The sequence below is a fragment of the Nocardia sp. NBC_01009 genome (genome assembly GCF_045208035.1).
Classification (GTDB): Bacteria; Actinomycetota; Actinomycetes; order Mycobacteriales; family Mycobacteriaceae; genus Nocardia.
In genome coordinates this window covers 2,652,781-2,664,127 of record NZ_CP108695.1, presented here as the reverse complement: position 1 = coordinate 2,664,127, position 11,347 = coordinate 2,652,781, and the positions used below count along the sequence as shown (strand labels likewise).

General features: G+C 65.7%; 11 protein-coding genes and 1 tRNA gene. 8 read left to right on the top strand and 4 right to left on the bottom strand.

All coding sequences use genetic code 11. The annotated features are described in order from the left end of the window. The first annotated feature begins 1 nt into the window (after position 1). Entirely contained in the window at positions 2–1,240 is a 1,239-nt protein-coding gene (locus OHA42_RS11825) for an amidohydrolase (RefSeq protein WP_406236789.1), read from the top strand. Positions 1,241–1,298: 58 nt separating this feature from the next. Continuing rightward, the gene (locus OHA42_RS11820; protein ID WP_406236788.1) at positions 1,299–1,685 is read left to right on the top strand and encodes a hypothetical protein; all 387 of its coding nucleotides are present in this window, start codon (positions 1,299–1,301) and stop codon (positions 1,683–1,685) included. On the opposite strand, the gene OHA42_RS11815 is transcribed toward OHA42_RS11820, so the two are convergent. Further along, a tRNA-Met gene (locus OHA42_RS11815) sits at positions 1,667–1,740 on the bottom strand. The two genes, OHA42_RS11820 and OHA42_RS11815, sit on opposite strands and share 19 nt — an antisense overlap. A gap of 140 nt (positions 1,741–1,880) precedes the next feature. Between OHA42_RS11815 and OHA42_RS11810 the strand changes: the two genes are divergently transcribed. Together OHA42_RS11810 and OHA42_RS11805 are read left to right on the top strand one after the other, a co-directional pair. Beyond that, positions 1,881–2,954 (top strand): MerR family transcriptional regulator, encoded by a 1,074-nt coding sequence (locus OHA42_RS11810; RefSeq protein WP_406236787.1) that lies wholly within the window; start codon positions 1,881–1,883, stop codon positions 2,952–2,954. Between the two features lie 35 nt (positions 2,955–2,989). Then, a complete protein-coding gene (locus OHA42_RS11805) occupies positions 2,990–3,463 on the top strand; it encodes a hypothetical protein (RefSeq protein WP_406236786.1) in 474 nt (157 codons plus the stop codon). Positions 3,464–3,508: 45 nt separating this feature from the next. Here the strand turns inward: OHA42_RS11805 and OHA42_RS11800 are convergent, their stop codons facing one another. Together OHA42_RS11800 and OHA42_RS11795 are read right to left on the bottom strand one after the other, a co-directional pair. Continuing rightward, positions 3,509–4,216: a hypothetical protein gene (locus tag OHA42_RS11800; protein WP_406236785.1), complete on the bottom strand. Its 708-nt coding sequence runs from the start codon at positions 4,214–4,216 to the stop codon at positions 3,509–3,511. Between the two features lie 217 nt (positions 4,217–4,433). Further along, a complete protein-coding gene (locus OHA42_RS11795) occupies positions 4,434–4,907 on the bottom strand; it encodes a MarR family winged helix-turn-helix transcriptional regulator (protein WP_406236784.1) in 474 nt (157 codons plus the stop codon). 82 nt (positions 4,908–4,989) lie between these two features. On the opposite strand from OHA42_RS11795, the gene OHA42_RS11790 reads away from it, so the two are divergent. Continuing rightward, positions 4,990–6,213, top strand: a complete 1,224-nt coding sequence (locus OHA42_RS11790) for an FAD-dependent oxidoreductase (protein WP_406236783.1) — start codon at positions 4,990–4,992, stop codon at positions 6,211–6,213. 11 nt (positions 6,214–6,224) lie between these two features. On the opposite strand, the gene OHA42_RS11785 is transcribed toward OHA42_RS11790, so the two are convergent. Next, positions 6,225–7,736: a flavin-containing monooxygenase gene (locus OHA42_RS11785; RefSeq protein ID WP_406236782.1), complete on the bottom strand. Its 1,512-nt coding sequence runs from the start codon at positions 7,734–7,736 to the stop codon at positions 6,225–6,227. A gap of 69 nt (positions 7,737–7,805) precedes the next feature. On the opposite strand from OHA42_RS11785, the gene OHA42_RS11780 reads away from it, so the two are divergent. The 3 genes from OHA42_RS11780 (at position 7,806) to OHA42_RS11770 (ending at position 11,338) form a co-directional block, all read left to right on the top strand. After that, a complete protein-coding gene (locus OHA42_RS11780) occupies positions 7,806–8,822 on the top strand; it encodes an AraC family transcriptional regulator (RefSeq protein ID WP_406236781.1) in 1,017 nt (338 codons plus the stop codon). A gap of 209 nt (positions 8,823–9,031) precedes the next feature. Continuing rightward, complete coding sequence (locus tag OHA42_RS11775; RefSeq protein ID WP_406239292.1) at positions 9,032–9,649, top strand: YdcF family protein; 618 nt, start codon at positions 9,032–9,034, stop codon at positions 9,647–9,649. A 96-nt stretch (positions 9,650–9,745) separates the two neighbouring features. After that, positions 9,746–11,338, top strand: coding sequence for a GMC oxidoreductase (locus OHA42_RS11770; protein WP_406236780.1), 1,593 nt, complete (start codon positions 9,746–9,748; stop codon positions 11,336–11,338). Positions 11,339–11,347: the final 9 nt, after the last annotated feature.

Here is an 11,347-nt window from a genome sequence, read left to right as displayed (position 1 = left end):
CATGACAGGAACAGTTGTCGTGGACGAACACTGGCAGCAGGTCTACCGGCACCTGCACGCGCACCCCGAGTTATCGGGGGTCGAAGACGCTACAGCGGACCTGGTGGCCCAGGAGCTGCGGTCACTGCCCGGCTGGGAGGTGACGACAGGTGTGGGCGGCACGGGAGTGGTTGGTGTTCTTCGAGGAGCCCCCGGACCGGTGGTCTGGCTGCGGGCGGATATGGATGCGTTGCCGGTCCAAGAGGACACCGATCTCGAATACGCCTCAACCGTGCCCGGGGTCATGCACGCATGTGGCCACGACTTCCATGTCGCCGCACTGCTGGCCGTCTGTGCCGAGTTGGCAGCCTCAGACGCGCTACCCGGCACAATCGTTGCGATCTTTCAACCCGCCGAGGAAACCGGCTCCGGAGCCACGGCGATGCTCGACGACGGTGTGCTGGAAAAGGTTCCGCGGCCCTGGATCTGCCTCGGGCAGCATGTGAGCCCGTTGCCTGCCGGGCTGATTTTGACCCGGGGTGGTCCGTTGATGGCTGCCGCCGATTCGGTGCGGGTGTCGCTGACCGGCGAGGGCGGGCATGCCTCGACTCCACACCTGGCCGTCGATTCACTCGCGATGGCGGCCTCTCTGGTGCTGCGGCTGCAGGCGTTGACTGCCCGGCAGACCTCGCTGTCGGCAGCTCCAGTCCTCACTGCTGCGGCGCTGCATGCCGGACAACGCGCCAACATCATCGCCGACAGTGCGGAAATACTACTGAGCTTGCGGACGTTCACCCCTGGCTCACGTCGGGACATGCTGGAAGCGATCGACCGAATTGTCCTAGCGGAAGCCACAGCCGCTGGCGCACAACGTGAGCCGGTAGTGGAGGTCTTCGACAGCTTCCCATTGACCGTTAACACCCCCGGCGCCACCGAGCGCGTCATGACGGAGCTCACCGCAGGCGGACTCACAGTGTTTCCATTGCCGAAGCCGATCACCGGCAGCGAAGACTTCGGTCTGCTCGGCGCGGCGGCGGGCTGTCCGTCGGTGTTCTGGCATATCGGCGGCGCCGATCCCAGCCGGTTCACCTCGGAAGACCAAGAATTGCTACTCACTGAGGGGAGCCTGCCGTCGCGGATGCCCGTCAACCACTCGCCACGCTTCGCCCCGGACCCTCGGCATGCGTTGCCTGCGGCTGTCGCTGCCTTGGTGACCGCGGCGCGCGCGGAACTCGAGCCCACAGACAAACGCCCGTCGTGATCGCGGTGACCAACCGGATTGGATTCTGCAACAGGAATCATCCCCCACCTTCACCCCCATGAAAGACGGCACGATCCCGTTGTTCCAGTCCGACGTCGGCGCCCTGCGCGACCCCACGAACTTCAACGACCAATGGCGACGCGTCCGGCGCGCGCTCGGCATCCCCAACTCGATCACCGGACACTCGTTCCGCAAGCTCGTAGTCGACCTCGGCCCGGACGCTGGGCTCTCGGCAGCCATTGTCGCCGACCAGGTAGGCCAGGCCGACCCGACCGAAACCCTGAGAACATACGCAACACGAGGACGGGCGAGCAAACAGATGGCCGCAGTCATCCAGAACGCCGTGTTTCCAAACCAAAACATCCAGGAAGCCGAAAAATGGCCCAGGTCAAAGGGATCGAAAATCTCTCTGACCTGGGCCGCCTGTAGCGGGGACAGGATTTGAACCTGCGACCTCTGGGTTATGAGCCCAGCGAGCTACCGAGCTGCTCCACCCCGCGTCGGTAGTCGCCAGTCTACTCGACTTCTGGAGACGGTTTTTACCAACGGCCGGGCCAGGTCTCACGAGGACCAGGTGGTTCGCGGCAGGCAGGGGCCGTGGTGTTGACCTTCGGGTTACCTGAAGCTCCATGATGGCCGAGTGACGGAATTCGGGTCGGAGGAGTTGATCACCATCGGGGTGCTGGCGCGGGCCAGTGGGCTCACGCCGAGTGCGCTGCGGTTCTACGACGACTGCGGGCTGTTGGTTCCCGCGCGGGTCGATGGCGCGACCGGGTACCGGTATTACCGCGAATCGCAGTGCGCGCGGGCAGTGATGATCCGGCAGCTCAGAGGGATCGCGGTGCCGCTCGAGGTCATTTCGGAGATCTTGGCGGGAGATGTCGAGCGGGCGGCGCGATTGCTCGACGCGCATGTGCTGGAGCTGCGGCGGCAAGCAGAGGAGGCGGCGGTGGTTGCTCGCACGATCAAGGGCACGATCGGCGACACGGCCACGAGGCAGACTTCCTTGTCCGCCGCGACGCTCGCGGCGGCGATCGACCAGGTGCGGTCCGCCGCGGCTCGGACCGACGAAATACCGGTACTCGCCGGTGTTCTGATCGAGGCAAGCGCAGGTTCGCTGACGTTGACGGCAACGGACCGGTATCGGCTTTCGACAAGAACGATTGCGCTGAGCCGACCAGCCGCTGACTGGTCACTGGTTGTCGACGCAGGCGATCTCGCGTCGATCGGTTCCTGGCTTCGTGAGGCCGAGGAGGTCACCGTGGCCCCCGCGACGGGAGCGCTTGTCGTCGCAGCCGGCAGCATCGAGCGCCGATGCCGCACGATCGATGATTCGTTCCCGGACTATCGCGCAATGCTGGCGGGGCTGGCACCCGCGCGGACGCGAGTGCTGGTGCTACGCGACCGACTGCTGGACATGATCGAAGGTTACGACGGCACGATCATCTTCTCCGTCGAAGCGACGGTGCTGGCTTTGTCGCGCGCCGACGGCCGCACCGCGCGACTGCCCGTGACGCTGACCGGACCCGGCATCGATCTCACCTTCGCCGCCACGACCCTGTCACCCGCGATCGGTGCCGCGCTCGGCCCGGAGATCATGCTCGACATCGCTGCGCCCGACTTGCCGGTCCTCGTCCGTTCGGCGACCGACGGCGACCTCACCACGCTGGTAATGCCCACAGCACACCCGAACTCGAAGGGACACAACGTATGACTGCCTCGGCCACAGCAGGATCGCCGGATGAAACGATGGCGGCGATCACTCGCGCGATCACCCTCGGGCGCGAAGGTTCTCCGGACGCCGCCCGCAATGCGCTGCGGGAGATCTGGGATTCCCTCGGGCCACAGGGTGACCCGTTGCACCGCTGCACTGTTGCGCACTACCTGGCGGATCTATACGAAGATGCGGCGCAGGCGCTTTCGTGGGATATCCGGGCGCTGGACGCGGCAGACAGCATGACCGCCGACCGCGCCAGGCAATACGACGCCCAACTCGACGTGCGCGGCTTCTACCCCTCACTGCACCTGAACCTGGCCGACAACTATCGCCGACTCGGCTCCTTCGATGCCGCGCAACATGAGATCGACGCGGCCCGCAACAGTCTCCACACCCTCGGTGACGACGCTTACGGAGCGATCGTTTGCAAGGCGGTTGACGAGGTCGCCCAGTCTATTCGCGTGCGGGAAACAGCGCGCAGAAGTTCCGCGCCCGACGGGCGTTGAACACCGGGTGATCCGCTACCCGCCACGAGTGCCGCGATGACCTGATCATCGACTGAAGGGAGCGCCGTCACCTACGATGTATTTCGCCTTGATAGTGCCATCGGATGTTTTGTCCCCCTGCACGATAACCATCGTGCCGACTTTTACGTCGGCCGCACGGACCGCGGCCAACATCAGAACCCGAGTGCGTGCGTCGATGCGCACCACGGCCACGCTGCCCAGCACACCTTCGACCGTGAGTGTCGATCCGTCGTTGGCAGCGACCCTGCCGACGGCAATCCCGCGGACGAACTTGGCAGCGGATGCCGCCGGTGCGACCTTGACGCTCGTCGTCGTAGCCTGCGACGCTTTGACATTCGATGAGCTGCTTGTCGATGTCGAGTTGTCGTGCAGTATCATTGGCAGCAGGCCGATGATGATCAGCAGGACCACGCCGACCCCGATCAACAATCCAGTTCTGTTCGGCGGCTCGGGCTGCGAATGCTGCTGCGGCGCAGTCTTGCTGAGTTCGGCGGCCGGCGGGCGGTACAGCTCCCGGCGGGCAGCCTCGTCGCCGGGCGAATACGGCACCGGCGGGCCGAATACCGCTGTCGCGTCCGGCGCCTGACCGGGATCGCCGACCGGAGAACCGCCGACCCGCGTTGGTCGTCCGCCGCCGACACCGACCTGCGTCGGCCCCGAGATCGGGGCACGGCGCCGCTCGCTGGACCAAATCCTGGGCGGATCTGACCACGGAGTCTGCTGGGCGGCCATGAATCAGAGCGTAAGCGAACCCCCGGGGACGGGTGTCGCGAACGTCACGGTGACCAGACTCCGCGATCGAGCAATACCCCTGTCACACTGGGCCTTTCGTGGAACTGCCGAGCGTATGCTTCCCGACGTTGGCAACAATGGATCGCCAACGATGCATCGCTGCCCGAGAGGCCCGACGCGCGTTGCGGCCGCCCACTCACCTGAGTGCCGTGCAGTATCAGGCCCGCTCGGAGAGCGCGGCGATGCGGATTCGGTGACGCTCCTGGAGTTCACGGGAGCGGCGCAGGAAATCGATGACGGTGCGCAGTTCGGCCGCGGTGTAACGGGCGACCTCTACCGAGCCTTCCTGCGCGATCGGGCCGTAGATCTGCATTATCCGAGCGAGTCCGATTTCGGTGATACGGATGAGTACCTTGCGGCGGTCGCCCGGCCCGGGATGGCGCACGACGTAATCGAGTTTCGACAAACGATCGAGCATGGTGGTGACGCTGCCACTGGTGAGGCCGAGCTCGGCGGCGAGTTCACCCGGAGTCGAGTCGCCGTGCCAGAGAACTTCCAAGCAGCGCAGATCGGTTCGGTTGATGCCGAGCACCACCGCAGCGGCTTGGTCGACAGAGTCGACGGCCGCCTGCAGGGCCTGCGACTCGTGTCCGACCTGCTCACGGAGCCCATCCAACTCTTCTCTTGACATTCAAACCTCTTGATGTTCAAACTATTCATGTCTTGATTATCAAGATACATCACGATCGAGAGCGAGCTGGAGGAGACACACCATGAAGAAAGCCCTGATCATCGGCGGCGGGATTGCCGGACCGGTGACCGCGATGGCTCTGCTGCGGGCCGGGCTGGAACCGATCGTGTGCGAGGCGTATGAGGAGGCCGCCGCTGAGCAGATCGGCGCTTACCTGACCGTCGCGGTGAACGGGCTGTCTGCGCTGGCGCTGTTGGACGCCCACCACGTGGTGACCGAGATCGGACACCCGACCAGCACGCTGTCGTTTTCGACCAGCTCCGGCAAACACATCACCGACATGCCGATCGGCGGAACCCTTCCCGACGGCACCGTCACCCACAGCATCAAGCGACGCGACATGTACCGGGCGCTCAATGCCGAGGCGACCCGGCGGGGGGTGCGCTACGAGTACAACAAGCGGCTGGTGAGCGCTGTGTCGACCGGCAGCGGCGTCAGCGCCGCGTTCGCCGACGGGTCGGCCATCGAGGCGGACGTGCTGATCGGAGCCGACGGAATCCGTTCCTGCACAAGGGAAATCATCGACCCGGCCGCACCGAAAGCACATTTTCTCGGGATTTACGGTCTCGGCGGATTCGTCACCGACCGAACGCTGCACACCGAGCTCGGGCTACGCCCCGGCATTTACAGCATGATCTTCGGCAAGAAGGCGTTCTTCGGCTACCTCGTCGCACCGGATGGCGAAATCTGGTGGTTCGCGAACATGCCTCGTTCGCAAGAACTCTCGCGATCCGCCGGCGAAAGCACCACCCAGGCACAGTGGCGGGATCAGCTCGTCGAATTGCTGTCCGCCGATCGCGGACCTGCCGCGCGCATAGTGGCGGCAACCCCGGATGACACCTTCGTGCCCGGCTTCGACCAATACGACCTGCCAACGGTCACGACGTGGCACAACGACAATATGGTCATCGTCGGAGATGCGGCGCATGCCGTGGCCTCCTCGTCGGGCCAGGGCGTGTCGATGGCGGTCGAGGACGCCGTCACGCTGGCGACGTGCCTGCGCGACATCCCCGACACCGCCGCGGCATTGGCCGCCTACGAGGACCGTCGCAGAGCGCGCGTCGAGCGGGTGGTCGCCTACGGCGCGGAGACCAGCAGCGACAAGGCCTCGAGCGGGCTCGGGCGACTGCTGGTGCGACTGCTGACGCCGTACTTCCTGAAGAAGGCCGCGAAAGCCGGTGTCGCGCCGTTGAACTGGATGTTCGACTACCGGATCAGCTGGGAGCCCCAGCGTTTTTCACACTGAGGTGTACCGGGTCAGCCGGTGACCGACAAGTCACGATGGCGCACTGCGGACTTCGGGGTTGCCTCGAGGGTCTTGTGCAGGCTGGTGCGCATGGTGGTTGCGGAGTCGAGCAGGTAGTTCTGCCTGACCTTCCACGGGTGGCGGTCGCCTTGGCGGGGGAAGTCGCCGATCGAGCGTTGGACATATCCGGAGGCGAGGTCGAGCAGGGGGCGTTCGTCGAGCTTTCCGTCGGGCTTGGGCACCACCGCGGCGTAGCTGTTCTTGTCCATGTGGTTGAGGACCCGGCAAACCAGCCGCGAGGTCAGGTCGGCGCGCAGGGTCCAGGAGGCGTTGGTGTAGCCGATGCAGACCGCGAAATTGGGGACACCGGTGAGCATTGCGCCCTGCCAGACGAATTGATCCGACAGCGCCACCGACTCACCATCGACCTGCGGGGCGATGCCACCGAAGGCCAGTAGTTGCAGACCGGTCGCGGTGATGATGATGTCGGCCTCGAGAATTCGGCCGGACTTCAGCCGGATGCCTTCGGGTACAAAGGAATCGATGTGATCGGTGACGACTTCGGCCTTGCCTTTCTTCATCGCCTTGAAGAAGTCGGCGTTGGGCACGGCGCACAGGCGCTGATCCCACGGGTCGTAGGTCGGCGTGAAGTGTTCGGCAACAGCCTGTTCGTCCTTCAGGATGCGCGTGGTCAGACCGGTGAGCAGTTTGCGCGCGGCCTCCGGGCGGCGTCGGCAGTACTGATAGAAGCCGATGTTGAACAGGATGTTCTTGGTGCGGATCAGGCGATGCGCCAAATTGGGCGGCAGCGTCGCGCGGAGGCGGTCGGCCAGCTTGTCCCGGCCGGGGACGGCGCTGATCCAGGTCGGTGAGCGCTGCAGCATCGTCACCAGCTCGGCCTGGTCGGCCATCGACGGAACCAGAGTGACGGCGGTGGCGCCGCTGCCGATGACGACCACCCGCTTGCCCGCGTAGTCGAGGTCTTCGGGCCAGAACTGCGGGTGCACGATCTGTCCGGCGAAGGCGTCGGCGCCGGGGAAGTCGGGGGCGTGACCGTGGTCGTAGTTGTAATACCCGGCGCAGGCATAGAGAAAGCCGCAGGTCAGCATGCGTCGCTCGGTGTCACCCGAGGCGTCGCGAAATTCGAGGGTGAGTGTCCAGCGGGCCGTGTCGGTGGACCAGTCGGCCGCGACGACCTTGGTTCCGAAGCGGATATTCCGGTCGATGCCGAACTCGGTGGCCGTCTCCTGGACGTAGCGCAGGATCGACGGACCGTCGGCGATCGACTTGGCGTCGCGCCACGGCTTGAACGGATAGCCGAGGGTGAACATGTCGGAGTCCGAGCGAATACCCGGATAGCGGAACAGATCCCAGGTGCCGCCCAGTGCGTCGCGCGCCTCGAGGACCGCGTAGGTCTTGGTCGGGCATTCGGTCTGCAGCCGGTAGGCGGCACCGATTCCGGACAACCCTGCGCCGACGATCACGACATCGAGGTGTTCCGGAGCTACGACAGTCTCGGTCATGACTCCAGTGTGGGAGGGTTCAGGGGCAGCTTCTTGACTTTGCACGACAAGTATTTGATTCTGGGCGACATGTCGGTGATTCGATCCGCGGGTCTACGCGGATTTCGTGCCACGGTGGCCGAGCTGGGCGGAAACGCCGAGGAGTTCGCCACCACCTGCGGCCTGCCCATTGCCGCACTCGACGCCGACGACCTGCTGGTACCCGACCAGGCCGTCGCGGCTGTCCTGGAGCTGGCAGCGCATCGGCTCGACTGCCCCGACCTCGGCCTGCGCATCGCGCGCCGCCAGGATCTCGACATGCTGGGCCCGCTGGCACTGGCCATCCGCAATTCACCGACCCTGGCCGATGTCGTCGAATGCTCCTCGCGCTACCTGTTCCTGCACGCCCGCTCACTCAGCCTGATCCTCGAACCGGACCCCTACGGTGATCGCGGGGTGCTTGCCCTGCGCTACGGCGTGCCGCCCGGCGATCCGACCCCCATTCAAGGCACCGACCTCGGCTTGGCATTCGTGCACCGCACGATTCAACGCCTGGTCGAGGATCGCTACGGCCTGCGCTCGGTCGAACTCCCCTACCGCCCGGAGGCGCCGCTGCATACCTACGAAGAACTCTTCGGAGCGCCGGTGCGCATCAACCGTCCCGCGGCGGTCCTGCGGGTGCCGAGCAGCCTCGCAACACGTCCGCTCAGCGGTGGCGACGAAAATCTGCACCGCCTGGCGATGGCTTTCCTCGCCGAGCAGTCCGGCGGCGCAAACGCATCCCTGGTCCCCAAGGTGCGCGCCGCCGTCCAACAGCTACTCGGCACCACACCTCCCGAAATCGGCGCCGTAGCGAGACTTTTGACCGCGCACCCCCGCACCCTCCAACGCCGCCTCGCCACCGAGGGCACCTCGTTCGCCGCCATCCTCGACGACGTCCGCCGCGACGCAGCCCGCCGCTACCTCACCACCACCGACATGCCCATGAGCCAGGTCGCCTCCCTCATCGGCCTCTCCGAACAAGCCACCCTCACCCGCAGCTGCCGCCGCTGGTGGGCCACCACCCCCACAGCCATCCGCCGCGACGGCACCCCCGGCCGGCCCTAGCCCCACCGACCGGGAGCCCTTGCGGCGAAGCCGAACTCGAGCACGTGTACGCCTTCCCTCCGTCCTGCATCAGCCTGCCTGCCAGCGCGAACCGCCCGCACAGTCGGCCCGATGGCACGCTGGTCGGTATGACCGCTGTCTCCGACGACGAGCTGAACCGCGACGCCCGGCCCGAGCCCCTACCACAACCGACGCCCGACAAGCCGCGGATCAGGTCATACTCGTTCCGAGCCACGTACTTACAGCGCCGTCCACTGCCCGAGCTCGAGGATCGTCGACGTGCGCCCGGCCTTCGACGAGCTGGTTTGCGGTGGGGTGCGCTGCTCGCCCTGGTCGTTGTTCTCGGGCTGGCGGGCGTGCCGGTCTATATCCATCCGCAGATAGATCCGCTGCGGAAGGCGGATGCGATCGTGGTCCTCGGCGGGACAGCCTACGAACGCTTCGATATGGGTCTCGATCTCGCGCAGCGCGGATACGCCCCGCAGTTGCTGATCTCGCGATCGACCGGCATCAACGACCACGCGATGGACAAGTACTGCGCCGGCCGATTCGACTTCCAGGTCGACTGTTTCGTCCCGTATCCGTGGACGACCGACGGTGAGGCACGCGAAATCCGGCGCCGGGCACAGTTGTTCGGCTGGCGCCACATCATCGTGGTGACCTACACCCCGCATGTGTCGCGGGCCAGGTACATCGTGAGCAAGTGCTTCGGCGGCGAGTTGACCATGGTGGCGAGCCCGAGCGACTCCGGTGTGAAGTTCTGGACCTGGATGTATGTCCGACAGTCCGCGGGCTATATACGCGCGTTCTTCAGCCGGGGCTGCTGAAGCACCGGCAAAAGTCCGGCCCGCCTTTTACAGTGAACGGACGCGAGCCTGCCAGGGGGGTTCGTGGCCGGGGTGTTTTGCGGGAGAGGACCTCCGTTGCGTATCGATGATTTGCGGTCGGTCGGGGACGACGAATTGTCCGCTGATGTATGCATCGTCGGGTCCGGCCCGGCAGGGTTGACCCTCGCTGCCGAGCTGGCGGGCACACCGCGGCGAGTGCTGGTGTTGGAGAGCGGCGGCCTCGAATTGTCCGAGGAGGTGGACGCACTCGCCGATATCGACAATGTGGGTGCGTGCCGAGCCCAGTCGACGCGGGTCGCAGGCGATCGGATTCTGGGCGGCGCGTCGCATACCTGGAGCGGACGCTGCGGGCTGCTCGACGAGCTCGATTTCAGCGACCGCCCTTGGGTTGCCCACTCGGGCTGGCCGATCGGCGCAGGTGAGCTCGAACCGTTCCTGGAGCGGGCCGCCGAGCACATCGGGATCGGCTATGGCAGTGGCTTCACCGATGACGCGTTCTGGCAGTTGGCCGGTCGCCCACAGCCGTCCGATGCACTGGATCCGACGCGCTTGCGCCCCTACTTCTGGCAGATCAGCCGGGATCCGGTGGACCCGTTCGACTGCAAGCGATTCGGCACGCATGTGAAAGACCTTGTCGCGCCGAATGTCCGCGTACTCATCAACGCCACTGTCACCCATATCGATACCGATCAGGATGGCGCTCGGGTGAATTCGTTGCAGGTCGCGGGCGCCGATCCGCGACCGCGAACGGTGCGGGCCGCGATGTTCGTGCTCGCCACCGGCGGCATCGGAAATCCACGCCTGTTGCTCGCCTCGCGGCGGGTCCGGCCGGAGGGCATCGGCAACCGGCACAACCTGGTCGGGCGCTATCTGATGGACCACCGCTGTGGCGCGGTCGGTGCGCTCGACCCGGCGGTCGCGGACAGTGCGCTGGAACGTTTCGGCAAATACGTTGTCAAGACACCGCACGGCAAACACACCTTTCTGCACGGTGTCGCGCTGTCACCCGAGGTCCAGGCGACCGAGGGACTGCTCAATTGCGCGCTGTGGCTGCAAGAGGTGCCCGCCGAGGACGATCCATGGGATTCGGTCAAGCAACTACTGCGCGGCCGCGGCACCACGCACGACGCGAAGGTGGCACTCGCCCATTCGGGTTTGCTGCTGTCCGGTGCGCGGCGCAGGCTCATCCAGCACACGGGGCTGCCGCACAAACTCGACCGAATCGAGTTGCGCTGCATGGTCGAACAGGCACCCAACCCGAACAGCCGCGTCATGCTGACCGACCGCACCGATCGGCTCGGCATGCCGCTGGCCCGGATCGACTGGCGGGTCAACACACAGGAGGACTCCACAGTTCGCCGCGCGGCCGCACTCGCGATCGACGAATTCACTCGTCTCGGTTTCCCGGCACCCGCGCTCTACGACTGGGCGCGCGAAGCCAGCGCATTGCCGCTGCAGCTCACCGACTGGGCGCATCCGACCGGAACGACCAGGATGTCGGTGGACCCCCGCGACGGCGTCGTCGATGTCGAGTGCCGGGTGCACGGCGTGGACAACCTGTTCATTGCCGGCAGTTCGGTGTTCCCGACCACCGGGCACGCCAATCCGACCCTGACCATCGTGGCGCTGGCGGTTCGGCTGGCTGATACTTTGCGGACTTTGACATAGTGTGCGGCT